General features: G+C 61.5%; 20 protein-coding genes. 10 read left to right on the top strand and 10 right to left on the bottom strand.

All coding sequences use genetic code 11. The features are described from left to right. A partial coding sequence (locus G7009_RS06960; RefSeq protein ID WP_181129173.1) for a retention module-containing protein occupies positions 1 to 2,508 on the bottom strand: 2,508 nt, incomplete at its 3' end. 496 nt (positions 2,509 to 3,004) lie between these two features. Between G7009_RS06960 and G7009_RS06955 the strand changes: the two genes are divergently transcribed. From G7009_RS06955 to G7009_RS06945, 3 genes are read left to right on the top strand one after another with little or no spacing between them, the layout of a single operon-like run. Beyond that, complete coding sequence (locus tag G7009_RS06955) at positions 3,005 to 4,378, top strand: TolC family outer membrane protein (RefSeq protein WP_181129172.1); 1,374 nt, start codon at positions 3,005 to 3,007, stop codon at positions 4,376 to 4,378. Positions 4,379 to 4,418: 40 nt separating this feature from the next. After that, a complete protein-coding gene (locus G7009_RS06950; protein WP_181129181.1) occupies positions 4,419 to 6,581 on the top strand; it encodes a type I secretion system permease/ATPase in 2,163 nt (720 codons plus the stop codon). Between the two features lie 9 nt (positions 6,582 to 6,590). Next, complete coding sequence (locus tag G7009_RS06945; protein ID WP_181129171.1) at positions 6,591 to 7,946, top strand: HlyD family type I secretion periplasmic adaptor subunit; 1,356 nt, start codon at positions 6,591 to 6,593, stop codon at positions 7,944 to 7,946. 2 nt (positions 7,947 to 7,948) lie between these two features. Here G7009_RS06945 and G7009_RS06940 read toward each other — a convergent pair whose 3' ends face one another. The 4 genes from G7009_RS06940 to G7009_RS06930 form a co-directional block, all read right to left on the bottom strand. Then, positions 7,949 to 8,557: a tRNA-uridine aminocarboxypropyltransferase gene (locus G7009_RS06940; RefSeq protein WP_181129170.1), complete on the bottom strand. Its 609-nt coding sequence runs from the start codon at positions 8,555 to 8,557 to the stop codon at positions 7,949 to 7,951. A gap of 207 nt (positions 8,558 to 8,764) precedes the next feature. Next, positions 8,765 to 8,893, bottom strand: a complete 129-nt coding sequence (locus G7009_RS28020; protein WP_308813316.1) for a PA1414 family protein — start codon at positions 8,891 to 8,893, stop codon at positions 8,765 to 8,767. A 261-nt stretch (positions 8,894 to 9,154) separates the two neighbouring features. After that, a complete protein-coding gene (locus tag G7009_RS06935) occupies positions 9,155 to 10,081 on the bottom strand; it encodes a DMT family transporter (RefSeq protein ID WP_181129180.1) in 927 nt (308 codons plus the stop codon). 97 nt (positions 10,082 to 10,178) lie between these two features. Further along, on the bottom strand, positions 10,179 to 10,583 hold the full coding sequence (locus G7009_RS06930; RefSeq protein WP_181129169.1) for a transcriptional regulator: 405 nt from the start codon (positions 10,581 to 10,583) through the stop codon (positions 10,179 to 10,181). Between the two features lie 242 nt (positions 10,584 to 10,825). On the opposite strand from G7009_RS06930, the gene G7009_RS06925 reads away from it, so the two are divergent. Next, positions 10,826 to 11,095 (top strand): hypothetical protein, encoded by a 270-nt coding sequence (locus G7009_RS06925; RefSeq protein ID WP_181129168.1) that lies wholly within the window; start codon positions 10,826 to 10,828, stop codon positions 11,093 to 11,095. Between the two features lie 360 nt (positions 11,096 to 11,455). Here G7009_RS06925 and G7009_RS06920 read toward each other — a convergent pair whose 3' ends face one another. Beyond that, positions 11,456 to 12,775, bottom strand: coding sequence for a DEAD/DEAH box helicase (locus G7009_RS06920; protein WP_181129167.1), 1,320 nt, complete (start codon positions 12,773 to 12,775; stop codon positions 11,456 to 11,458). Positions 12,776 to 12,915: 140 nt separating this feature from the next. On the opposite strand from G7009_RS06920, the gene G7009_RS06915 reads away from it, so the two are divergent. After that, positions 12,916 to 14,217: a mechanosensitive ion channel family protein gene (locus G7009_RS06915; RefSeq protein WP_181129166.1), complete on the top strand. Its 1,302-nt coding sequence runs from the start codon at positions 12,916 to 12,918 to the stop codon at positions 14,215 to 14,217. A gap of 111 nt (positions 14,218 to 14,328) precedes the next feature. Here G7009_RS06915 and G7009_RS06910 read toward each other — a convergent pair whose 3' ends face one another. From G7009_RS06910 to G7009_RS06900, 3 genes are all read right to left on the bottom strand, one after another. After that, a complete protein-coding gene (locus G7009_RS06910; RefSeq protein WP_181129165.1) occupies positions 14,329 to 15,204 on the bottom strand; it encodes a carboxylate/amino acid/amine transporter in 876 nt (291 codons plus the stop codon). A gap of 906 nt (positions 15,205 to 16,110) precedes the next feature. Beyond that, the gene (locus G7009_RS06905; protein ID WP_181129164.1) at positions 16,111 to 16,710 is read right to left on the bottom strand and encodes an FMN-dependent NADH-azoreductase; all 600 of its coding nucleotides are present in this window, start codon (positions 16,708 to 16,710) and stop codon (positions 16,111 to 16,113) included. A gap of 110 nt (positions 16,711 to 16,820) precedes the next feature. After that, positions 16,821 to 17,135, bottom strand: coding sequence for a 3-phosphoglycerate kinase (locus tag G7009_RS06900; protein ID WP_181129163.1), 315 nt, complete (start codon positions 17,133 to 17,135; stop codon positions 16,821 to 16,823). 48 nt (positions 17,136 to 17,183) lie between these two features. Here G7009_RS06900 and G7009_RS06895 point away from each other — a divergent pair, with 48 nt between their 5' ends. The 4 genes from G7009_RS06895 (at position 17,184) to G7009_RS06880 (ending at position 21,379) form a co-directional block, all read left to right on the top strand. Continuing rightward, positions 17,184 to 18,107 carry a LysR family transcriptional regulator gene (locus G7009_RS06895; protein WP_181129162.1) on the top strand — a complete coding sequence of 308 codons (924 nt, stop codon included), beginning with the start codon at positions 17,184 to 17,186 and terminating at the stop codon, positions 18,105 to 18,107. A gap of 13 nt (positions 18,108 to 18,120) precedes the next feature. Then, positions 18,121 to 18,933, top strand: a complete 813-nt coding sequence (locus tag G7009_RS06890) for an alpha/beta fold hydrolase (protein ID WP_181129161.1) — start codon at positions 18,121 to 18,123, stop codon at positions 18,931 to 18,933. Next, complete coding sequence (locus tag G7009_RS06885) at positions 18,927 to 19,484, top strand: peptidylprolyl isomerase (protein WP_181129160.1); 558 nt, start codon at positions 18,927 to 18,929, stop codon at positions 19,482 to 19,484. The genes G7009_RS06890 and G7009_RS06885 overlap by 7 nt, the downstream gene beginning before the upstream one ends. A gap of 62 nt (positions 19,485 to 19,546) precedes the next feature. Beyond that, positions 19,547 to 21,379 carry an ABC transporter ATP-binding protein gene (locus G7009_RS06880; protein WP_181129159.1) on the top strand — a complete coding sequence of 611 codons (1,833 nt, stop codon included), beginning with the start codon at positions 19,547 to 19,549 and terminating at the stop codon, positions 21,377 to 21,379. Positions 21,380 to 21,448: 69 nt separating this feature from the next. Here G7009_RS06880 and G7009_RS06875 read toward each other — a convergent pair whose 3' ends face one another. Further along, a complete protein-coding gene (locus G7009_RS06875; RefSeq protein ID WP_181129158.1) occupies positions 21,449 to 22,582 on the bottom strand; it encodes a GNAT family N-acetyltransferase in 1,134 nt (377 codons plus the stop codon). A gap of 235 nt (positions 22,583 to 22,817) precedes the next feature. Between G7009_RS06875 and G7009_RS06870 the strand changes: the two genes are divergently transcribed. Further along, entirely contained in the window at positions 22,818 to 24,065 is a 1,248-nt protein-coding gene (locus G7009_RS06870; protein ID WP_181129157.1) for a putative porin, read from the top strand. Positions 24,066 to 24,351: the final 286 nt, after the last annotated feature.

The following is a 24,351-nucleotide window of genomic DNA, read 5'->3' as shown; positions in this document are numbered from 1 at the left end:
GGTCGTTTGCTGCTCGGTCGCCGTTGCCAGGTTGCCGTCATTCGCAGCCGTCGGCAGGTCGTCGACGATAGTGACGTCCAGACTGTCAGTGGCCGTGCTGCCATCGCTATCGGTGGCCGAGACAACAAAGCTCTCGCTCAGGCTATTGGCACCGTCGGCAGTCGGATGGGCTTCATTGTCGGTCAGGGTGTAGCTGTAGCTGACCACGCCGGTACTGGCGTTGTAGCCAGTGATGGTCAGGGTATTGCCCAAGGCGGTGGTCAGGGACTGAGGGAAGCCAGAGGCCACGCCAGCCGTGACTACGTTGATGCCGCCTACAGTCAGGGTTTGCAGACCGTCCGGCGCGTTGATCGTGAAGGTCCCACTCTGCGTCAGCGCCGAGTTGTCGGGCGTGCTGCCATCGCTCAGGTGCCTCTCGAAGACCGTCAGTTCGCCGCCCGCCACGTTCAGGCCATTCAAGGTGACCGGGTCGTTGAGGTTGCTGATATCCAGCATCAGCGTTGCCGTACTGGAGTCGCCATCGGCATCGGTCAGGGTGTAGGTGAAGGACTCGGTCCCGGTGCCCCCGCCCTTCAAGCCCTTGAAGTCAGCGTCGTCTGGGTTGAGGGTGTAAGTGTACGAACCGTCCGCTGCCAAGACCAGGGTGCCATAGGTGCCGGTGAAGGTACCTGCAGTGATCGGCCCGGTAGTGGGACTGAGGGTGATCCGGTCGGCACCTTGGGTGTCATTGGCCAGGACATTGCCGGTCAAGGTCGTTTGCTGCTCGGTCGCCGTTGCCAGGTTGCCGTCATTCGCAGCCGTCGGCAGGTCGTCGACGATAGTGACGTCCAGACTGTCAGTGGCCGTGCTGCCATCGCTATCGGTGGCCGAGACAACAAAGCTCTCGCTCAGGCTATTGGCACCGTCGGCAGTCGGGTGGGCTTCGTTGTCGGTCAGGGTGTAGCTGTAGCTGACCACACCGGTACTGGCGTTGTAGCCAGTGATGGTCAGGGTGTTGCCCAGCGCAGTGATCAGCGTTTGCGGGAAACCACTGGCAATACCGCCGCTCAGCACATTGATGCCACCAACGGTCAGGCTTTGCAGGCCGTCCGGCGCATTGACCGTGAAGGTCCCGGTCTGCGTCAGTGCCGAGTTGTCAGGCGTGCTGCCATCGCTCAGATGCCTCTCGAAGACCGTCAGCTCGCCACCCGCCACGCTCAGGCCGCTCAAGGTGACCGGGTCGTTGAGGTTGTTGATATCCAGCGTCAGCGTCGCCGTGCTGGTATCGCCATCGGCATCGGTCAGGGTGTAGGTAAATGTTTCTACCGCGCTTCCCCCACCCTGCAGATTCAGAAAATCCGGATCATCCTTATCGAGGGTATAGGTATAGGAACCATCCACCGCCAATACCAACGTGCCATAGGTCCCCATGAAGGTACCCGCGACGATCGGCCCGGTGGTGGGGCTGATGGTTACCCGATCCGCTCCCTGGATGTCATTGTCCAGCACGTTTCCCGTGAGGACCGTCTGTTGCTCGGTGCCGCTTAGCGGATTGTTGTCGTCGATCGCTCTCGGTACATCGTCCCGAATGATGATGTCCAAAGTACCTTGAACCACGTCACCATCGTTGTCACTGGCCAGGACAGGCAGCTGCTCACCCAGCTCGTTGGTGCCTCCCGCGGTAGGATGAATCAGGGCATCCCCCAAGGTGTAGCTGTAGCTGACTACGCCTGTCGAGGGGTCATAGCCAGTGATGGTAAGTGTGTTACCGAGGCCCGTCGTGATGGACAGGCCGACACCGGTCACTACACCGGCCGTCACCACGCCGATCCCGCCCACGCTGAGGTTGAACACGCCATCGGGTGCGACTACGCCGAAGGTACCTGTCTGCGTCAATGCTGCGGGGTTGTTGATCGACCCCTGAGCAAGGTTGGCTTCGTCGAGGAATACCTCCCCGGGATCGCCATCCAACCCGCGCAAATCGATGACGTTGTCCGTACCTGGCGGCGGCAAGGGTCGTCCATCGTCCTGATCACTGTCATGGAGGGCGCCTGTCTCTCGGTCTGCCAGCTCGGGAATGCCGTTGAAGCCGGCGGTCGGGAAGCCGACTTCCGGATCTACCCGCCCTCCCACTTCGGTGAGCAGCACGAAGGAGTGACTGCCACCGAGCGCGACCGGATTACCGCTGGTCGGACCGGCCGCCGTTGCTTCGCCCTCCTCGGTCGGGTCCGCGCCCGCAGCGATGGCCTGCTGCAAACGCTCTACATCGACAAGTTGCTGCGCATGGGGCTGTACATGGGGCGCTCGATTAGCCAGCAGGTCGCTGGTCATCTCCAGACTGCTGTCACGTCCGAGAGTAAGTTCGGCTCCATTCTGCAGACGCACCGCAATGGCGCCGGCTGCGCCTGTTTCCAATTGCTCGCCGACAAACAGCCGATCGCCTTCGATAAGCATGCGACGCATACCGTCGCTACTGATCGCAACTACCTGGCCGATAACCTTGCTGACCACGCCCACTAATCTAGCCATGAACAAACGCCTCCACTGCCGAGGTTGTTTTTCGCGGATCGAGGTATATCGAGAAACACGAGAAACGATCCGCAGCCTGGACTGCGAACCGTGTTGTTCATCTGAAGACATCGCGCAAATGAAGCGCCTTTCGGGATGACACATCGGCGATACATAGTGGTTATTGGCCATCTAACATACGTCAAACAATTGTCGCCAATAAATACTGTCGCCGCTCTTCCCTTTTACCTGGACTGCAAAAAATCGGGAACTTTCTATAGCGCCCGCAAATCGCACTGTGGCGCGGATTTCGCGGATCACGTATAAGAACAATGTCTCGGAAAGCTAAAGCCGCATAAGTTTTTTTTTGCATAAGACTTATGCCGAAATCGTCTTAGGTTTAGTTGTAAATGTTCTTAGCTGTTCTGTTACAAGCCTGAAACGGTTTGAACCCATTATATTTCGCCATTTTTTTGGCGATAGCTGCACCATTTTTGAAACAAGGGAGAAGTACCCCATGCGCGTTTTGACCCCTATCACCAGTGCGATCTTGTTGGCCATGGCGTGTGCCAATGCACAGGCGATGTCGATTACCGAGGCAATCCAGAGCGCCGTGGATTACCACCCGGAAATCAGCTCCAACCGTAACAGCCGGTTGTCTGCCGATGAGGACGTTAAATTCGCCCGTGGGGGATACTTCCCGACTGTCGATCTGGTGGCGGGCTTTGGCCGCCAGCGCTCGGACAACACCAACACTCGTGGCGTGAATGCCGATGGCACGCGCAACCACACCAAGGAAACCCTGAGCTATACCCAATCGGACCTGCGCCTGCGGCAGATGCTGTTCGATGGCTTCAACACCTTGAATGAAGTGGGCCGTACCGAGGCCGTGGTCAATTCACGCGCCTATTACACCCAGGCAATCGCCCAGGATGTGGGCCTGCGTGCCATCGAGGTCTACCTTGAGGTGCTCAAGCGTCGCGAGCTGGTCGACCTGGCCAAGAACAACCTGCAGGCGCACCTGCGCGTCAACGACCAGATCGGTCTGCGTACCGAGCGCGGCGTGGGCAGCAGCGCCGACTTCGACCAGTCGCGTGCCCGTCGTGCCTTGGCGGAAAACAACCTGGACACCGCCGAAGTCGACCTGGCCGACGCCGAAGCGAACTTCTACAGCGTGATCGGGCGCATGCCCGACGAGCTGGAAGCTCCGGTGACCATCAAGGGCGAAGTGCCTGTCACCTTGAACGAAGCGCGTCAGGCCATGATGGAGAGCAACCCTTACCTGAAATCGGCCCAGGCCGATGTGAAAGCCGCCGAACAGCAATACGAAGTGGCCAAGTCGCCTTTCTACCCGCGCATCGATGCGGTCCTGGCGACGGGTGCCAACAACAACACCGGCGGTCAGCGCGGTCATGACAACAATGACTGGCAGGCGGGCCTCGAGCTCAATTACAACCTGTTCCGCGGCGGCAGCGACAAGGCGCGCCTGCAGTCCGATGCGCACAAGATCAACCAGGCAATGGACATCCGCAACAACGCCCTGCGCGAGCTCAACGAGAACATGAGCCTGTCGTGGAACGCCATGAACAATGCGCGCAAGCAGATCCCTTCCGCCCGCGAATACGCTGAAACCACTACCCGCGTACGGGCGGCCTACCAGGATCAGTTCGGCCTGGGTCAACGTACCCTGCTCGACGTACTGGACAGCGAGAACGAGCTGTACACCGCAAACCGTCGCTACACGGAAGTACGTTACACCGAGGAGTACGCGATGTATCGCGTTCTGGCCAACATGGGTGAGCTGCTGAACAGGCAGCGCATTGCGTTGCCGGCCGAAGCCATTGCCAAGAGCGAAGTACGTAGCGAAGCGCGGCTGCCCGATATGCGTTAATCCCCCGTCCCCGCGACAGGAGTAGGCCATTGTGACCAGTATGCAACCGGCAGGCCCTGTCGCGGAATCGCGCCTCGGCCTGGATGATTCACAGCCCGATGATCCATTGCTCGATGGCCTGCTGATCCTGTGCAAGCTGCACGCTTGCCCAGCCAGCCGTGCCAGCCTGTGCAGCGGGCTGCCCCTGGCGCGGCAACGCCTGGACCTCGCTCTGCTGCCGCGCGCCGCCGCGCGGGCCGGTCTGCAGGCCAGGGTATTGCGCCGGGAGCTGGGCGCCATTTCGGCGCTCAACCTGCCAGTGTTGCTGGTGCTCAAGGATGGCCGTTCTGCCGTGCTGCGCCGCTGGGGCGAAGATCAGCGCGCGCTGATTCTGCCTTGCGAGGCCGAAGGCGGCGAGCAGTGGGTCAGCCGCGAGGAACTGGCCGATGCCTACAGCGGCCAAGTCCTGTTCGCCCGCCCCCGCCACATGCTGGAAGAATTGCGAAGCCCCTTGCTGCCGAGGGTCAACGCCTGGTTCCGCGATACCCTCCAACACTCTCGCTGGCTGTACAGCGACGCCTTGCTGGCCAGTCTGCTGATCAACCTGCTTGGCCTGATGGTGCCCCTGTTCGTCATGCAAACCTACGACCGGGTCGTCCCTAACCAGGCTCTGTCGACCTTGTGGATGCTGGTCATCGGCCTGTTCATCGGGACTGCCTTCGAGCTGATCCTGCGCATGGTCCGCGCTCATCTGCTCGACCAGGCCGGCAAGAAGACCGACCTGATCCTCTCGGCCACACTCTTCGAACGCATCACTGGCATGTCGATGAAGGCACGCCCGGCGACCATCGGCGGCTTCGCCCAGAGCATCCATGATTTCCAAGGACTGCGTGAATTCCTTACGGCCGTCACCCTGACCAGCATCATCGACCTGCCGTTCGTGATCCTGATGTTGCTGGTCATCGGCCTGCTCGGTGGCTGGCTGGTGCTGATCCCTTTGATCGCCTTCCCGCTGGCGGCGGGTTTCGCCCTGATCATCCAGATGCGTCTGCGCGATACCGTGCAGAAAAGCCTGAGCCTCGGCGCGGTGCGCCAGGCATTGCTGATCGAGACCCTCAGCGGCCTTGAAACCCTCAAGGCCTGCGGAGCGGAAAGCGAGCGCCAGTACCAGTGGGAAAGCACCAACGGTGCCCTCGCCCGCCTCGACGCCCATGCTCGCAACCTGTCGTCCCTGGCCAGCAACGGTACGCTGTTCATTCAGCAGTTCTGCGGCATGGCGACCATCGTTGCCGGGGTCTACAGCATCATTGCCGGCAACCTCAGCGTCGGCGCCCTGGTCGCCAGTTACATGCTTGGCAGTCGCGTATTGGCGCCGCTGGGCCAGATCGCCGGGCTGATCACCCGCTACCAGCAGGCTCGCTTGACCATGCGCAGCACCGATGCCCTGATGGCGTTGCCCCAGGAGCGCCAGGCCGAGCAACAGGCGCTGGAGCACACCTCGCTCAAGGGCGGTCTGGAAATTAGCCACGTCAGCTTTCAATACCCGGGCCAGGCTGGTGCGGCGCTCGATGACATCGGTTTGCGCGTCGAGCCAGGCGAACGCATCGGTATCATCGGTCGCAGTGGTTCGGGCAAGAGCACGCTGGCCAGATTGTTGATGGGGTTCTATCAGCCCGATCAAGGTCAGGTGCTGCTCGATAATCTCGACCTGCGCCAACTGGACATCGCCGATCTGCGCAGCCAGCTCGGCTACGTTGCCCACGACCTGCCGCTACTGGCGGGCAGCTTGCGCGACAACCTCACCCTCGGCGCCCGCCATGTCAGCGATGCGCGCATGCTCGAAGTCGCCGAGATGACCGGGGTCAGCGAGTTGGCGCGCCAGCATCCGCAAGGATTCGATCGGCCGGTCGGCGAGCGTGGCCAGTTGCTCTCGGGCGGTCAGCGTCAGACCGTGCTGCTGGCGCGGGCATTGTTGCTCGAACCACCCATCCTCATCCTCGACGAACCTACCAGCCATATGGACAACAGCAGCGAAGACCAGCTACGCCGTCGCTTGGCTAACTGGGTACCCGGCAAGACCCTGCTGCTGGTCACCCATCGCAGCTCGATGCTCAGCCTGGTAGACCGCCTGGTGGTGCTGGACAACGGCAAGATCGTTGCCGACGGCCCCAAGGACGCGGTCATCGACGCCCTGCGCAAAGGTCGCGTCGGCGCAGCCCTCTAGGAGCTCATCATGTCTCTCGATCACGGTGTGCGCAGCTATCTGCACAGTTTTGGCAAGACCGCCGAGCGCGACTATCTGCCCGAGCTGGCCGGGGCGACCCTGCAGGACTCGCCGCGCCTGTCACGGGTGACGGTCTGGCTGGCCGCCGCGCTGTTGCTGGCGGCGTTGGTCTGGGCCTATTTCGCCGTCCTGGACGAGGTCACGGTCGGCGACGGCAAGGCCATTCCCTCCGGCAAGGTGCAAGTGGTGCAGAATCTCGAAGGCGGTATCGTCACCGAAATTCTTGTCCGCGAAGGGCAGATCGTCGACAAGGGCGCTACTCTGCTGCGCCTGGATGACACGCGCTTTCAATCCAACAAGGGTGAGAGCGAAGCCGATCGCTATGCCCTGAGCGCACAGGTCGCGCGATTGTCCGCAGAGGCCGAGGGCCGCCCCTTCGCCTTGAGCGATGAAGTACGCGCCAAGGCGCCCCAGGTAGCTGAAGATGAAAGCGCCCTGTTCCAGTCGCGTCAGCATCGTCTGGCCAGTGAAAAGCAGACCTTCAACGAGCAACTGCGACAGAAGACCCAGGAGCTCGCCGAATTCCGCTCCAAGGCCGAGCAGTACCGCTCGGCGATGGGCCTGCTGCAACAGGAGCTGAACATGTCCGCGCCGCTGGTAGGTACGGGCGCCGTTTCACCGGTGGAGATCCTGCGGCTCAAGCAGCGCACGGTCGAGGCGCGTGGCCAGTTGAATGCGACCAACCTGGCTATCCCCCGCGCCGAGGCAGCGATTGCCGAGATCAGGAGCAAGATCGAGGAGGCGCAGGCCAGCTTCCGTTCCGAAGCGGCCAAGGAGCTCAACGACAAACGCACCGAACTGTCGAAGATCACGGCCACCAGCATCGCCATCGACGACCGCGTCAACCGCACCACGGTGCAGTCGCCAGTACGCGGGATCGTCAAGCTGCTCAAGATCAACACCATCGGCGGCGTGGTCCAGCCTGGCAGCGACCTGGTGGAAATCGTCCCTATCGAGGACAACCTGCTGATCGAAGCAAGGGTGCGCCCACAGGATGTGGCCTTCCTGCATCCCGGCCAGAAGGCCATGGTCAAGTTCAGCGCCTATGACTACACCATCTATGGAGGGCTCAAGGCCAAGCTCGAGATGATCGGCGCCGACACTGTCACCGACGACAAGGGCAATGCCTTCTACCTGATCCAGGTGCGCACCGACCGCAATCACCTCGGCGACGATGCCAAGCCGCTGCTGATCATCCCGGGCATGACCGCCACGGTGGACATCATCACAGGCCAGAAAAGCGTGCTGGATTATCTGCTCAAGCCGGTACTCAAGGCCCGCACCGAGGCCATGCGCGAACGCTGACGTCAGGCACGGACGATGGGCCCATGGTTACGCTCGAAGGTTTCACGTCCCATGGCCTGGATCTGCCCTTCGATCAGGGCGTCGAACGGCTTTAACAGTGCATCGAACGCAGCCGGTGCCTCTAGCGCGTTCAATGCCTGCACGACTGCTTCCAGGGTAGACAATGCCCCTTCGTCCGGGGCCTTGCGCAAGCGATAGCGCGAAGGCGCCACCTGGCCGAGCGTGACACGCGGCAATTGGCCAAGCAGTGGGTTGAGATACAGCAGCTTGCGCGTCTTGCGCCAGGTACCGTCTGGAACGATCAGCAACAAGGGTAGACTTTGCGTCGGCGAATAAGCCTCCAGCGCCCGTGCCTCTTCTCCTGGGAACAGCAGCGCGGCCCGATAGCCAGGCGTTGCCAGTAACGCCGGCAGGTCATCGAAGACTTCGCCGATGCGCAGCTCCGCGTTGACCAACCCCAAGGCGGCCAGACGCGCGGTATTCAAGGCATGGCCGGTTTCACTGGGATGCTGCAGCAGCAGCACACGAGTGCGGCTGCATAGCGTGGGAATCAACGGGCAAAGGCAGTGGTCTTGCGGGCGCTGGCAACGCTCGCAGCGGGGTCTGGACATCGGGTTCTCCTGGCTGGCGCCAGTTTGCCACAGCCTCCGTGGCGGGCCACCTTCCTTGTGTAGTGGTCAAGGTGGTGAATACCAAAAAATGGTAGCCAGCAGGTTCGACAAATGTCGGAAACCGCACCAATCCGCCTGCTCTTCAGGCGAAAAGGCGACCAGACTTCCAGGAAGCCCGGCCAGGATCAACGAAAGACCCTGTGCGACTCAGCGACGCCGAGGTTGGCGCTTGCGCTGCTCCTCATCGGTTGGAATCGGAACCGGCTGTAGCGGAGGTGGGATCAATCCCAAGGCGACAGCGAGGTCATGGAGCCAGTTGTGCATGGAGTTCTTCATAGTGCCCCCTTTACGGGTAAGCCTCACGGCAAATCAATCCTGCGATGCTTCATACAGATCATAGTCCGATGTCCTGCATTGCGCATACGCCTATTCCTACAGATGGGGTAGAGTCTGACTCGTATCAAGCGAAAACAGGAAGCTCCGACGACCGGTTAACTGTTTCACCTTATTGCTAATAAGGACAGGCTCCGGAATCCGGATCATGTCTGACGATACCGGGTAAGCGGACAGCGCCCCCGCCAACGCCCTGCAACCGCTCTATCCCAGTACTCTGCGCAGGTGCTTGCGCACCCAGGGTTCCGCGCTGACCAATACCACGCCCAGCAAGACCAGGAGCGCGCCCAACACGAAGTTCAGGGTCAGCGGCTCTCCCAGCAACAGCACCCCGAACGTCACGCCGAACAGAGGCGTGATGAACGAGAACACGGCCAGGTTCGACGCCAGGTACTGGCGCAGTAGCCAGAACCATGTCAGGTAGCTGATGAAGGAGATCACTATGCCCTGGAACAGGACGCTGCCGATGGCCAACGGAGTCAACGAGACCATGCCGAGCTGCCCGCTGAACAGCGCAACCAGCAGCAGGCCGATGAAGCCGACCATCAACTGGTACCACAAGGTCAGGGTGGCGGGCGCCTCGGACAGCCGCGAGCCCCGTACCACTACCGTGGTCGCCCCCCAGGCCAGCCCTGCCAGCACCCCGAAGGCATCCCCGAGCAAGGTACGGCCATCCAGATGTTCCAGCGAAAGCCCCCCGGCAAACGCCACGGCGATCCCGACGAATGCCAGCAGGATGCCCAACCATTGCAACAGTCGCAGACGCTCGCTGGGCAGCATGAAGTGCAGGCCCAGTGCGGTGAAGACCGGAGCGGTATAGAGGAAGACCGACATGTGCGCCGCCGAGGTCAGCTTCAACCCTTCGGCAATGAACAGGAATTCCACCCCGAACAGCGCGCCTGCCAGCAGCCCGGCGCGCCAGGTGGTGCCGACCTGCCCCCAGCCCTCGCGCCAGCAGATCATCAGCCCCACCAGCAGCGCGGCGATCCCGGAACGAAATGCCGCCTGCATCACCGGAGCGATGTCGACGGCGGCCCATTTGATCAGGACCTGCTGGCTACCCCAGATGAGGCACAGCCCCAGCATGACTTGCAGCGCGAAAGCGTCCGTGTTCTTGCGCGCCATGCTCATTGGCGGGCCTTTGAGGTACTCGATTTCATTGGCAATGCTCGGCAGTGGAGAAGAATCCAATGCCGATTATCGGATTGCCGGGGTCGGTCTTGCCAGCCTAAATTGCGCCGCTGGTGATCTGCGGCTTGGACGAGACCCTTTCGAACGTGGCTTCGTCCAGCGCGTCTTCCTGCTGGTTCAGCTTTTCACGCGCCGGTGCGTCGCCAGGGATGCTGCTGTCGATCAGGCTCAACAAGCGTGAACCGCGCTCGGTCAGGATGAAGTTTTCGCCATTGCCGCCTTCATCTTCGGGTCGGGTTTCGATAAAACCGCGCTCGAGCAGCAACTTCTCGTATTCGCAGGCGCGGCTCTTGAGGTGGTCAAGATCAGGCACGGGATCGCCTTGCGCGGCCTGGGCGGCAGCGTGCTGCTCGGCGTAAGGGCGTGGAGTGAAGCTGTGACCGGCGCTGTTCTGTACCTCGTGCAACAGGCGTTCGATCAGGTCCCAATCGTAAGTGATCATGGTGGCGCGACCTCAGGCTGTGAAGGAGTGGATACACAGCATAGACCGGTACCTTGTCGGGGGTGTTCAGTCAGATTCGTTGCCCACCCTTGCCCGCTCGCCGTACGGGGTCGAAATAGGCGCTAGCCGGCTTGGGAGCGGACGTGGAAATTCGCGGCATGGGCAAGCAACGGGGTGACGCCGCATGAACTTCGCCGCATGGCAGGTATCCATCGAGTATCTCACCGTATCGAGGCCGATCCATGAAGCACTTGTCCCGCATCACCATTGCCGCCACCCTCTTCTGCGCTCTGCCCACCTGGGCGTGCACATTGGAAGAGGCCACGCAAAAGCGCGAGGAACTGGCCAAGCTGGTAACCCACCTGACCGAACAGGACCCGCAGAAAGCCAAGGAGATAAACGAGGAGCTGCAAGGAATGAAGCTGGACACGGCAAGCAAGGACCTGCCGGACAAGTGCCAGCTGATCGATCGTCGCGTGCAGGAGTTGAAGGCGGCAGAAAAGAAAGTCTGAGAAGCCTCGATGGCAGTCACTTGAGCCATCGCCAGGAGATCGCCCAGCCTGCCGGGCTGTGCACTCGCGTAGAGAACAAAGCCCTCAAGGACGGTTATACCTTGGGGGAGCAACTGTCTTGTTCAAAATTCGAAATTCACGCGCTCCCACAGGGTCGTGCTGAATCAATGAATTAGCGTTTCTTCTATAAGAGTGGCGCGATAGGGCCAGAGGCCGCTACGCAGGCTTTACGTCTGATCCGCTAACGTCATGCTAGACCTCCGCCCTGAGAAGGATCGATCTCAAGACCGCTGGAAGCCTGAAAACATCTTGCAGCGGTCATGACATTACTCCGCCCTCACGGCGTCACCACAACCCGCCTCACTCCGCCACAGGCTTGCGGCGCTTGAGCGGCGCCATGCCGTCGGCGCTGGCCAACGGCGCATTGGCCTTGGGCTTGGCCGTCGGCTTGCGCTTGGCGACAGCCTTCTTGTCACCCTTCTTCTCGACCTTTTTCTTCTTGACCCCGGCAGCCTTGCCCGACGCCTTCACCTTCTTCGGACCACTGTAGGTACCCTTGACCTCCTTGATCACCCGACGCTCGAACTGCTGCTTGAGGTAGCGCTCGACGCTCGACATCAGGTTCCAGTCGTTATGGCAGATCAGCGAGATGGCCAGGCCTTCGCTGCCCGCGCGACCGGTACGACCGATGCGGTGCACGTACTCGTCGCCGCTACGCGGCATGTCGAAGTTGATGACCAGGTCGAGGCCTTCGATGTCCAGGCCACGCGCGGCGACGTCGGTCGCCACCAGTACCTTGGAGCCGCCTTGCTTGAAGCGCTCGATGGCCAGCTTGCGATCCTTCTGGTCCTTCTCGCCATGCAGGACGAACGCCTTGACGTCACGCGCGACCAGGTGCCCGTAGACACGGTCGGCCAAAGCCCGGGTATTGGTGAAGATGATCGCCTTCTGATAGGTCTCGTTGGCCAGCAGCCACTGGACGATGGCTTCCTTGTGCTGGTCATGGTCGGCGGTAATGATCTGCTGGCGAGTGCCTTCGGACAGCTGCGAAACGCTGTTGAGCATCAGGTGCTCGGGGTCCTTGAGGACCTTGGCGATCATATCGCGCAGGCCCGCGCCGCCCGTGGTGGCGGAGAACAGCAGGGTCTGTTCGCGGTTGACGCATTCCTTGCACAGCCGCTCCATGTCTTCGGCAAAGCCCATGTCGAGCATGCGATCGGCTTCGTCGAGGATCATGACCTCGACATGGCTCAGGTCCAGGTTGCCGGCGTTGAGCTGCTCCATCAGGCGACCCGGAGTGCCGATCAGCACGTCCGGCACCTTGCGCAGCATCGCCGCCTGCTCCTTGAAGTCCTCACCACCGGTCACCAGGCCCGACTTGATGTAGGTGAACTGGGAAAAGCGTTGCACTTCCTTCAGCGTCTGCTGCGCCAGCTCGCGGGTCGGCAGCAGGATCAGGGCACGGATTTCCACCCGTGGCCCGCCCAGGTCGACCAGGCGATTGAGCATCGGCAGGACGAAGGCCGCGGTCTTGCCGCTGCCGGTCTGTGCCGTGACCCGCAGATCCCGCCCTTGCAGGGCCAAGGGAATGGCCGCTGCCTGCACCGGGGTCGGCTCGACAAAGTTCAGCTCGGCCACGGCTTTGAGCAGGCGTTCGTGCAGGGCGAATTGGGAAAACACGGGTGTACCTCGGACAAGTGCGGAAATTCAGTTGCATAGGGTAACGTTTTCCGTCGCCGGAGCCGAATTTCTTTTGGCCAGCGGCCACTCATACGCGTTCTAATGCCCGCTCTTTACGCAACTGGCTTGTTTCGATCGTCATGGACATGCAACAACTCTGGTACAACGCCCTGGACGCCTGGGGCACACTCGACCAGCATCCCGCGCTGCACGCCGCCCTCGGCCTGGCCGTGCTGCTGGTCATCTCGCTGGTCTTGGGACGCGTCGTCCGCTTTCTGGTCCTGCAGGGCACACGCCTGCTCGCTCGCCAGCAAGCCCTGAAATGGCTCGATGATCTGCGTCATGACAAGGTCTTCCACCGCCTCGCGCAGACCACGCCCTCGCTGGTCGTGCAGTTCGGCCTCAAGCTGGTGCCGGAGCTGAGCGATACCGCCCAGCATTTTCTCGGCAACCTGGCCCTGGCCTTTACCCTCCTGTTCCTCACCCTGGCGCTGTCCTGCCTGCTCGACGCGCTGCTGGACATCTACGCTCGCACGGAGCATGCGCGCACCCGCTCGATCAAGGGTTACGTGCAGTTGGCCAAGATGGCTCTCTTAGTGTTCGGGGCAATCGTCATCGTGGCGACCCTCATCGACCGTTCGCCCTTGCTGCTATTGTCGGGTCTGGGCGCAATGTCGGCGGTGATCCTGTTGGTCTACAAGGACACCTTGCTGTCGTTCGTCGCCAGCGTGCAGCTGACCAGCAACGACATGCTGCGGGTGGGCGACTGGATCGAGATGCCGCAAGTCGGCGCCGACGGCGATGTCGTGGACATCACCTTGCACACGGTGAAGGTGCAGAACTTCGACAAGACCATTGTCTCCATCCCCACCTGGCGCCTGATGAGCGAGTCGTTCCGCAACTGGCGCGGCATGCAGCAATCGGGCGGGCGGCGGATCAAGCGCAGCCTGTCCCTGGACGCGAGCAGTGTCCGTTTCCTCACGCCCGAGGAAGAGCAACGCCTGGGCCAGGTGCGTTTGCTCGGGGACTACCTGGCGCTCAAGCGACAGGAGCTGCACAGCTGGAACCAGGCGCAGGGCGCGAGCGCGGAGTTGTCGGCGAACCGTCGCAGACTGACCAACGTAGGCACCTTCCGCGCCTTCGCCCTCGCCTATCTGCGCGATCACCCCGATGTGCAGCAGAACATGACGTGCATGGTTCGCCAGATGCAGACCAGCGCCCAGGGCGTGCCGCTGGAGATCTATTGCTTCACCCGCACCACCGTGTGGGCCGAATACGAGCGTATCCAGGGGGATATCTTCGACTACCTGCTGGCGGTGCTTCCGGAGTTCGACCTGAGCCTGTACCAGCAGCCGAGCGGGAGCGATCTGCGTGCTGGGTTGTTCTCGGCAAGGGCTACCGAGGTTGAGCGAGCACAGGCCGCCGAGCCCCTCGAGGCCTGAGTATCCTTCCCTTGCTTGCCGAGTCGCTCGGCAAGCAAGGGGCCGCTCCGAGCCATGCAGACCTGGCGATCATGCCGAAGGCCGAGCAGGGACAACTGAAGCTACCCGCCGCTATGCCCTGCCACCCACGGCAACTTCCTTGCGATCACCCAGCCGACTCAACCACACCGAGCCGAGGATCACGGCCCCGCCCAGCAACAACCGTCCGAGCGGCTCATTCTGATTCCAGATCAACAGGTTCAGTACCAGGCCAACCGGCACGTGCAGGTTGTTCATCACCGCCAGGGTCGCCCCAGGGACCAAGCAGGCGCCCTTGTTCCACCAGTACAGGCCCAGCGCGGTCGGGCACAGCCCTAGGAACAGCAGGACCAGCCATTGCACGTCGGTACTGGGCAGATGCTGGCTGTTGCCGAACAGGAGGAACGCCGGCAGCACCACGAGCAACGCGCCTAGGTAGAAATGACCAAACCGCTTGTAGTGCGGCAGGTCGCTGGGGTGGCGGGCGACCAGATGGCGGTACAGCACCTGGCCTGCGGCATAGGTGAAGTTGGCCAGTTGCAGGAGCAGGAAGCCGATGAAAAAGTCACCGCTGATGGTGTCGAAACGAATCACCGCCGCGCCCGCTACCGCTACCAGTGCGGCCACCAGCGCCCAAGGGTTGAAGCGACGGTTGAGTGCATCCTCGATCAGGGTCACGTGCAGCGGGGTGAGAATGGTGAAAAGCAGCACCTCGGGGACCGTCAGCACGCGGAAACTCAGGTACAGGCAGACATAGGTGATCCCGTACTGCAGCGCACCGATCAGCAACATCGAACGCATGAACCCCGGCTCGACCTGCCGCCAGCGAGTCAACGGCAGGAACACCAGCCCCGCGAGTATCACCCGCGCCAGCACGGCGAAGTAGCTGTCGACCTGTCCGGCCAGGTATTCGCCGATCAGGTTGAAGGAAAACGCCTGGATCAGCGCGACGATCAATAAGTAGCCCATGGTTGCCTCTCGAGAATCAAGGCGGCGACCTTAGCGGCTGGCCCGTTCGTGGGCAACCGTTGCGAAGGCAGGCATGCGATATGCGATGGCGACAGCACGCGAAGAGAGCATGAAAAAAACCGGCCGAGCGCATATGCCTGTCGGTTGGGAACATTCGACTTTCAAGTGCTGAAGCTGGTCTTTCGGCTTTCGAGATTTTCTGTGAGGCTGATGGCCTCGTCGCGGGGCAAGCCCGCTCACCACTGGTACGTGTCGCAGCAAAGACATGGTGACAAGCCTACTCACCACCGTCATATGCCGCAGCAAAGACATGGTGGCAAGCCTACTCAACACCGTCATATGCCGCAGCAAAGACATGGGTGACAAGCCTACTCACTACCGTCATATGCCGCAGCAAAGACATGGTGACAAGCCTACTCAACACCGTCATATGCCGCAGCAAAGACATGGGTGACAAGCCTACTCACCACCGCCATATGCCGCAGCAAAGACATGGGTGACAAGCCTACTCACCACCGTCATATGCCGCAGCAAAGACATGGTGGCAAGCCTACTCACCACCGTCATATGCCGCAGCAAAGACATAGTGACAAACCTACTCACCACCGTCATATGCCGCAGCAAAAGACATGCTGACAAGCCTACTCACCACCGTCATATGCCGCAGCAAAAGACATGTGACAAGCCTACTCACCACCGTCATTTGCCGCAGCAAAGACCCGGTGGCGAGCGGGCTTGCCCCGCGACGAGGCCATCAGCCTCACCGAAAGTCCGTGAGCTGACGGATAAGCTTCAGCATCCAAAAATCGCACATTTTCCTTAACTGACTGCCATTAGGCCGAGCGCAAGGCTTCGGCCGGTGGCACACCCAAGGAGAAGGTGTCAGGGTCGGGTATTCATTGCGGCTCAGGCCACCGCGGCGAGCTGGGCCTTGGCCTGGTTGAGGCCTTGCTCGTGGAAGTCGCCGCTCATGTTCAGGCCTTCGGCGTGGATGAAGGTCACGTCATGGATGCCGATGAACGCCATGACCTGGCGCAGGTAGGGTTCCTGATGATCGGTGACAGCGCCCATGTGGATACCGCCGCGAGCAGTGAGGACGATGGCGCGCTTGCCCGTCAGCAGGCCTTGTGGCCCTGTCGGGGTGTACTTGAAGGTGATGCCGGCGCGCAGTACATGATCGAGCCAGGCCTTCAGGGTGCTGGGAATAGTGAAGTTGTACATGGGCGCGGCCATTACCAGCACATCGGCGGCCAGCAGCTCGTCGGTCAGCGCATCGGATCGCGCCAGGGCGTCCCGCTCGTCGCTGCTACGCTGATCCTCGGTCTTCATCCAACCACCGATCAGGATGCTGTCCAGGTGTGGCAGCGGATTGGCGGCCACGTCGCGTACGTTGATCTCGTCTGCCGGGTGCGTGGCCTTCCATTGCGAGATGAAGGCCTGGGTCAACTGACGAGACACGGAGTCTTGCTGACGAGCGCTGCTTTCGATGATCAATACACGGGACATGGAGGCCTCCATCGGCTCAAAGGGGGTGCGATTCGATGGAGGTGATAGTAATGGTTGACCTATCGATAAAATAGCGTAGAAACTGGGTCAATCTTATCGATTAATCGGTTCTATCCGGGCTTGCAGCTCAGGCCGATACGCAGCTTGATGATCTGCCGATTGAATTTCGCGGTCACGTCCACGTGCTTGCCGGCAGGTACCTGCACTCTTCTGACCCGCGGAGCCTCGGGGCCGTTGCGGAAAGTCACCTTGCACGAGGCGGGTACCTCGCCGTAGTTGTTCAGAGTGATCGAGCCCATGTCGTAGTGAGTGTCATAGGTGTCGTAGTCGAGCTTGACCCCTTCGACCTCCTTTTCCACGTCGATGGGATACGCCACGGCGCCGAGAGGAAGGCACATCAGCAATACCGCACAGTATTTCTTCATAGGGCGCTCTCCTTGAAAGAGCGCAGCTTAGGACAACAGGAGCCAAAGATGAAAGCGCCGCGCGTGACCCTGGATCAGTGGCGAACCCTGCAGGCCGTGGTCGATCATGGGGGCTTCGCCCAAGCCGCCGAAGCCTTGCACCGTTCCCAGTCGTCGGTGAGCTACACCGTGGCGCGGATGCAGGATCAACTGGGCGTACCGCTGCTGCGCATCGATGGACGCAAGGCAGTGCTCACCGAAGCCGGCAGCGTTTTGCTGCGGCGCTCGCGCCAGTTGGTCAAGCAGGCCAGCCAGCTCGAAGACCTCGCCCATCACATGGAACAGGGTTGGGAAGCCGAAGTCCGCCTGGTCGTGGACGCCGCCTATCCTAGCGCGCGCCTGGTGCGTGCCCTCAGTGCCTTCATGCCGCAGAGTCGCGGCTGTCGGGTGCGCCTGCGCGAGGAGGTACTGTCAGGTGTGGAAGAGGTCCTGCATGAAGGTATTGCCGACCTGGCCATCAGCGCCGTCAGCATTCCGGGCTACCTGGGCAACGAGCTGAGCAGCGTGGAATTCGTCGCCGTCGCGCATCCTGAGCACAACCTGCATCGTCTGGGTCGGGAGCTGAACTTCCAGGACCTGGAAAACCACTTGCAGATGGTGATCCGTGATTCCGGGCGTGCCCAGCCCCGCGACGTCGGCTGGCTGGGCGCCGAACAGCGCTGGACGGTCGGCAGTCTGGCCACTGCTGCTACTTTCGTCGGCAGCGGCCTGGGGTTTGCCTGGCTGCCCCGCCACCTGATCGAGCGCGAGCTGAACAATGGCCTGCTGAAGCCTTTGCCGATGGATCAGGGTGGCAGCCGGCACTCGGTGTTCTACCTTTACTCCAGCAAGGAAAAGACCCTGGGTCCGGCCACGCAGATTCTCATCGACCTGCTGCGCAATTTTGATACCGCGCCACTGGACGTACCTTTCGCAGCTCCCGCCCAAGCCTGACAGGACCGCGCCCATGGCCTACTTCAATCATGACGGATGCTCGCTGCATTATCGGCAATACGGCCAGGGCGACCCTCTGGTATTGCTGCACGGTCTCGGTTCCAGCAGCCAGGATTGGGAGCTGCAGGTCCCGGTGCTCAGTCGTCACTACCGCGTCATCCTCCTGGATATCCGCGGTCATGGGCGTTCCGACAAACCGCGTGACGGCTACAGTATCGCCACGTTCAGCGAAGACCTGCTGGCCTTGCTCGAACATCTCGAGACCGGACCGGTACACCTGACAGGTCTCTCCATGGGAGGGATGGTTGGCTTCCAGTTCGCCGTGGACCACCCTGGCTGGCTACGCAGCCTGTGTATCGTCAACAGCGCCCCCGAGGTCAAGCGGCGCACCCGCGAAGACTGGATCTGGTGGGCCAAGCGTTGGTCGCTGGCCAGGGTCCTGAGCGTCGAGACCGTCGGCAAGGCGCTGGCCGAGCGCCTGTTTCCCAAGCCCGAGCAAGCGCAGCTGCGCGTGAAGATGGCCCAGCGCTGGGCGCGCAACGACAAACACGCCTATCTCAAGAGTTTCGATGCGATCGTCGATTGGGGCGTGGCGGAACGCATTGCCCGGATCAACTGTCCCACGTTGGTGATCAGCGCCGACCAGGATTACACCCCGATACAACTCAAGGAGCGCTATGTCGCCCTGATGCCTCAGGCACGACTGGCGATCATCGAAGATTCCCGGCACGCTACGCCGCTTGACCAACCCGAGGTCTTCAACCAGACACTGCTGCATTTCCTGGCAGCTGCATCCCCCTCTCAAGGATCATTGAGCCCATGCTGAAAAAACTCCTGCTCACCGCCTGCTCGCTCGCTTTCGCAACCCACGTGATGGCGTCCGACAAAATGCCGCACGTTCTGATGACCACCAGCTTCGGCGACGTGGAAATCGAGCTGAACGCGGAAAAGGCGCCGGTCAGCACGAAGAACTTCCTCGAATACGTGGACAGTGGCTTCTACAACAACACCGTCTTCCACCGCGTCATTCCCGGTTTCATGGTCCAGGGGGGCGGCTTCACCGACCAGATGGTGCAAAAGGACACTCGCGATCCGATTCGCAACGAGGCCAGCAATGGCTTGCGCAACACCCGCGGCACGCTGTCCATGGCTCGCACGTCCAACCCCAACTCCGCTACCAGCCAATTCTTCATCAACGTGTCCGACAACGCCTTCCTCGACCCGGGCCGCGACGCCGGCTACGCCGTCTTCGGCAAGGTGACCAAGGGTATGGAAGTAGTGGACCAGATCGTCAATTCGCCGACCACGATCAAGAAAGGCATGCGCGATGTACCGGCCGATCCGGTCTACATCAAGTCTGCCAAGCGCATCGACTGAATGAGGGCCTCACAAGGACGTGACCCGACTTTCAGTCGAGCTGAACAGGAGTCCCGATTCTCATGCTGTATCGCCGTTTCGAGCAACTGATCGATATCTTCCGCGAGGCGCCCACCGAGGCTCCTCCCAACGACGTCCTGCGGTTCTATCTCTACTACCTGCGTCAGGTCTGGCCCACTTTCGTGGCCCTGCTCGTGGTCGGCCTGGTGGTCGCACTCATCGAGGTGGCGCTGTTCAGCTACCTCAGCCGCATCATCGACCTGGCCCAGGCAAGCTCCGGGGAACGGTTCTTCCGGGAACACGGCGGCGAACTGGCGTGGATGGCGGGGGTTGCCCTGCTGTTGCGGCCGATCTTCGTCGGCCTGCACGACCTGCTGGTGCACCAGGCCATCAGCCCAGGCATGACCAGCATGATCCGCTGGCAGAACCACAACCATGTGCTCAAGCAGAGCCTGAACTTCTTCCAGAGCGACTTTGCCGGGCGCATTGCCCAACGCATCATGCAGACCGGCAACTCCCTGCGCGACTCGCTGGTACAGGCCATGGATGCCCTCTGGCATGTGCTGGTCTATGCCATCAGCGCCCTGGTGCTGTTCGCCGAGGCCGACTGGCGCCTGATGCTGCCGCTGATCGTGTGGATCTTCTGCTACAGCGCCTCGCTCTACTACTTCGTGCCTCGCGTCAAGGAGCGTTCGGTGGTCTCGTCCGATGCCCGCTCCAAGCTCATGGGCCGGATCGTCGATGGCTATACCAATATCGCCACCCTGAAACTCTTCTCCCACACCGATTTCGAGCAGCAGTACGCGCGCGAAGCGATCACCGAGCAGACTGAAAAGACGCAGCTGGCTTCCCGGGTGATCACCAGCATGGACGTGGTCATCACCTCCCTCAACGGCCTGTTGATCGTCGGTACCACGGGCCTTGCCCTGTGGCTGTGGAGCCAGTCGCTGATCACCGTCGGCGCCATCGCCCTGGCCACCGGCCTGGTGATCCGTATCGTCAACATGTCGGGCTGGATCATGTGGGTGGTCAACGGCATCTTCGAAAACATCGGCACGGTCCAGGATGGCCTGCAGACCATCGCCCAGCCCGTCACCGTCATCGACAAGCCCAATGCGCCGGCGCTCAAGGTTTCGCGCGGCGCGGTGCGCTTCGAGAACGTCGACTTTCACTATGGCAAGGGGCGCAAGATCATCGATTGTCTCGACCTGGATATTCGCCCGGGCGAGAAGATCGGCCTGATCGGCCCGTCCGGCGCGGGCAAGTCGACCTTGGTCAACCTGCTGCTGCGCCTGTATGACCTGGAAGGGGGTCGTATCCTCATCGATGGCCAGGACATCGCCGGTGTCAGCCAGGCCAGCTTGCGCGCCCAGATCGGCATGATCACCCAGGACACCTCGCTGCTGCACCGTTCCATCCGCGAGAATCTGCTTTACGGGCGACCTGATGCCAGCGAGGAGGCACTCTGGGAAGCGGTATGCCGCGCGCGTGCCGATGAGTTCATCCCGCTGCTCTCCGATGCGCAGGAGCGCACGGGATTCGACGCCCAGGTCGGCGAGCGTGGGGTCAAGCTATCCGGCGGGCAACGCCAACGTATCGCCATCGCCCGGGTACTGCTGAAGAACGCGCCGATCCTGATCATGGACGAAGCCACGTCAGCGCTGGACTCTGAAGTCGAGGCCGCGATCCAGGAAAGCCTGGAAACCTTGATGCAAGGCAAGACCGTCATCGCCATCGCCCATCGTCTATCCACCATCGCTCGCATGGATCGCCTGGTCGTGCTGGACAAAGGGCGCGTGGCCGAAATCGGCAGCCATACCGAACTTCTGGCCCAGCAAGGGCTGTACGCGCGGTTATGGCATCACCAGACCGGCGGGTTCGTCGGGGTGGATTGAAGACGCTTCTCGAGCGAACGCATTGCCCGCACCGCTGCGCCCCCGTGGCGGTGGCGGGGGTTCATCCGCTCAGGACTCGCCCTTGCGGTATGGCAGTGCCTCCCACGCTTCTTTCGCATAAGCCTGCACGCCCGAGCGCTCGTGCTCGAGGAATTCCTCCACCGCCTGCTTCAATCCGGGATGGCGCAGGTAATGCCAAGAGCGCGTCAGTACGGGCTCGAAGCCTCGGATCAGCTTGTGCTCACCTTGGGCACCCGCATCGAAGCGCCGCAGCCCCTCGGCGATGGCGTAGTCCATGCCTTGGTAGAAGCAGGTCTCGAAATGCAGGCGATCGAAGCTGTCGATACACCCCCAATAGCGACCATACAGACTGTCACCGCCGACCAGGCTGAAGGCCATGGCCACCTCGCGCCCCGACTGCCGGGCCATTACCACGCGGATCGATGCCGGCATGCGTTCGGCCAGCAGGCTGAAGAATGCGCGGGTCAGGTAGGGCAGCCGACCACGTTCCGCGTAGGTGTTGGCGTAGCAGGCGTAGACGAAGTCCCATTGCGCTTCGCTGAGCTCTTCCCCCCGATACCAGCGAAACTCCATGCCCTGACCCGCGACCTGCTCACGCTCCTTGCGCATCTGCTTGCGCTTGCGCGAGCTGAGGGCGTCCAGGAAGTCCTGAAAATCCCGGTAGCCACGGTTATGCCAGTGATACTGGCAGCCCAGACGCTCCATCCAGCCAGGCAGGCCGCGCAATTGGCGATCCAGGGCCGGATCGGTGAAATTGATGTGCGCCCCTGAAAGCCCAGCCTTGGCCAGGTATTCAGGTATCGCCTGCAGCATCAGCAGACCGTCGGCGGGATCGGCGGCGAGCAAGCGTGGCCCGCTGACCGGGCTGAACGGAACCGCGCCGAGCAGCTTGGGGTAATAGGCGATCCCGGCCCGCTGGCAGGCATCGGCCCAACCGTGATCGAACACGTACTCGCCGAACGAATGCCACTTGCGATAGGCCGGGAGTAACGCGCGAACCTGCCCGTCACGCTCGAGGACCAGATGTTCGCTGGCCCAGCCACTCTCTGGCGAAAGACTGGCGCTGTCCTCCATGGCACCGAGGAATGCATGCCGCAGGAAGGGTTGACCGGCTGGCACCAGGGCATCCCAGGTGGAAGCTGGCAGGTCGCGCAGATGAGCAAGGGTATACAGGCTGGTCACGATGTCGACTCGCTGCAATGAGGAAGCCAGTGTCCCAGAAATCTGCCGTGACACCCAAACGGAGGTGAGCCACTTAACAAGAGTGCCACCAATTAGACATTATTCTGTCATCCACCCCCGCAATACTTGCGCCTGTTTTCCGGATCCCAAGAACCTGTCTATTCAGGCCCTTCCGAAGACTTGCCAACTCGGGGGCGGGCGTAAGCCTCCCCATTTTTCCAACAGGGAGAACCTTATGCGTCTTGTTTCTACACTAACCGGAGCGAGCCTTTGCACAGGCATGATGCTGGCTCTGAGTGCTCCGGCCAGTGCTGCGGTTGACGCCAAGCTGCTCGAGATGCTTCGCGCCAACGGCTCGATCAACCAGGCGCAATACAGCGAACTGCAGGCCGACCTGGCTAAGGAAACCCAGGACCAGGCTGCCCAGAAGGCCCAGTCCGAGCGTCTGAGCTCCTTCGAACAGAAGCTGGCCTGGGCTGCCAAGACCCAGTTCAAGGGCGATATCCGCCTGCGTCATGAAGATGTCGACGCCGACGAATCGAACTCCAGCCGTGGTGACCAGGACCGTCAGCGCATCCGCGCCCGCTTTGGCATGTACAGCCAGATCAACCCGCAGGTCGACGCCGGCATCCGTGTGGCCACTGGCAGCAGCAGCGACGCCCGCTCCACCAACCAGAGCATGGACAACTACTTCGACAAGAAGCAGCTGTGGCTCGACCTTGCCTACATCGACTACCACCCTACCGCGCTGCCCAACCTGCACCTGATCGGCGGCAAGATGAACCAGCCGTGGGTGAGCATGGGTGATGTGATCTGGGACAGCGACATCAACCCCGAGGGCTTGGCAGCCACTTACACCGCCGACCTCGGCGGCGCCGAACTGTTCACCAACGCCGGTTACTACGTGCTCAAGGACAACGTCGACGGCGACGGCGTGCAGTTCCGTCACGACCTGCGCCTGTACAGCGGCCAGCTGGGCGCGCGCTTCGCCCCCATGGACAACCTGAAGGTCACCCTCGGCGGCAGTATCTACAGCTACGACAACGACAAGGACAGCGCCGCGCTTGCGGTGAACGGCAACACCACCAATGAGTTCACGCTGTACGAAGGGTTTGGTCAGATCGACCTGACTGGCCTGGCTATCCCGCTGTCGGCATATGGTCAGTATGTAGTCAACGGTGAGACCGACAGCGATCAGGACACTGCCTGGCTGGCCGGTCTGAAGACCAAGCTGGGTGCGTTCAGTCTCGACTACAACTACCGCGACGTGCAGCGCAACGCGGTGGTGGGCGCCTTTACCGACTCCGACTTCGGCAACGGTTACACCGGCGCTCGTGGTCACAAGATCAAGGTCGGTTACGAAATCGACAAGAACTTCTCGGTGGGCGCGGCCTACCTGATGGCACAGTCGGACAGCTCCAACCTGCCGAGCACCGATACCGACGTCGATACTTTCCAGTTGGATCTGGAAGCCAAGTTCTAAGTTGACATGCCGTAGTGTCAGGAGCGGGAACCGCCGAGTTAGTGGGCGGTTCCCGCTTTTTCCGTTAGTGCGCGGCTTTTGTGTAAGGATCGCGCAGAGAGCAAAGCCGCAAGCGCAGCGCATGCACTATGGGAGCGGGTTTACCCGCGAAACAGGCGCCGCAGCGCATGCACTGTGGGAGCGGGTTTACCCGCGAAGCAGGCGCCGCAGCGCATGTACTGTGGGAGCGGGTTTACCCGCGAAGCAGGCGCCGCAGCGCATGCACTGTGGAAGCGGGTTTACCCGC

Origin of the sequence: Pseudomonas capeferrum, from assembly GCF_013523055.1 — a bacterium.
GTDB classification, from domain to species: Bacteria; Pseudomonadota; Gammaproteobacteria; order Pseudomonadales; family Pseudomonadaceae; genus Aquipseudomonas; species Aquipseudomonas capeferrum_A.
The sequence above is the reverse complement of the archived record's forward strand: the minus strand, read 5'-3'. Positions and strand labels throughout refer to the sequence as shown.

Excerpts from the sequence above, each read along its gene's own strand:
- G7009_RS06900 (WP_181129163.1), bottom strand. The coding sequence starts at position 17,135 with ATGAAGAAATACTGTGCGGTATTGCTGATGTGCCTTCCTCTCGGCGCC.
- G7009_RS06885 (WP_181129160.1), top strand. The coding sequence starts at position 18,927 with ATGCTGAAAAAACTCCTGCTCACCGCCTGCTCGCTCGCTTTCGCAACC.
- G7009_RS06930 (WP_181129169.1), bottom strand. The coding sequence starts at position 10,583 with ATGATCACTTACGATTGGGACCTGATCGAACGCCTGTTGCACGAGGTA.
- G7009_RS06915 (WP_181129166.1), top strand. The coding sequence starts at position 12,916 with ATGGACATGCAACAACTCTGGTACAACGCCCTGGACGCCTGGGGCACA.
- G7009_RS06945 (WP_181129171.1), top strand. The coding sequence starts at position 6,591 with ATGTCTCTCGATCACGGTGTGCGCAGCTATCTGCACAGTTTTGGCAAG.
- G7009_RS06925 (WP_181129168.1), top strand. The coding sequence starts at position 10,826 with ATGAAGCACTTGTCCCGCATCACCATTGCCGCCACCCTCTTCTGCGCT.
- G7009_RS06880 (WP_181129159.1), top strand. The coding sequence starts at position 19,547 with ATGCTGTATCGCCGTTTCGAGCAACTGATCGATATCTTCCGCGAGGCG.
- G7009_RS06910 (WP_181129165.1), bottom strand. The coding sequence starts at position 15,204 with ATGGGCTACTTATTGATCGTCGCGCTGATCCAGGCGTTTTCCTTCAAC.
- G7009_RS06905 (WP_181129164.1), bottom strand. The coding sequence starts at position 16,710 with ATGTCCCGTGTATTGATCATCGAAAGCAGCGCTCGTCAGCAAGACTCC.
- G7009_RS06955 (WP_181129172.1), top strand. The coding sequence starts at position 3,005 with ATGCGCGTTTTGACCCCTATCACCAGTGCGATCTTGTTGGCCATGGCG.
- G7009_RS06935 (WP_181129180.1), bottom strand. The coding sequence starts at position 10,081 with ATGAGCATGGCGCGCAAGAACACGGACGCTTTCGCGCTGCAAGTCATG.
- G7009_RS06940 (WP_181129170.1), bottom strand. The coding sequence starts at position 8,557 with ATGTCCAGACCCCGCTGCGAGCGTTGCCAGCGCCCGCAAGACCACTGC.
- G7009_RS28020 (WP_308813316.1), bottom strand. The coding sequence starts at position 8,893 with ATGAAGAACTCCATGCACAACTGGCTCCATGACCTCGCTGTCGCCTTG.
- G7009_RS06950 (WP_181129181.1), top strand. The coding sequence starts at position 4,419 with ATGCAACCGGCAGGCCCTGTCGCGGAATCGCGCCTCGGCCTGGATGAT.
- G7009_RS06895 (WP_181129162.1), top strand. The coding sequence starts at position 17,184 with ATGAAAGCGCCGCGCGTGACCCTGGATCAGTGGCGAACCCTGCAGGCC.
- G7009_RS06890 (WP_181129161.1), top strand. The coding sequence starts at position 18,121 with ATGGCCTACTTCAATCATGACGGATGCTCGCTGCATTATCGGCAATAC.
- G7009_RS06870 (WP_181129157.1), top strand. The coding sequence starts at position 22,818 with ATGCGTCTTGTTTCTACACTAACCGGAGCGAGCCTTTGCACAGGCATG.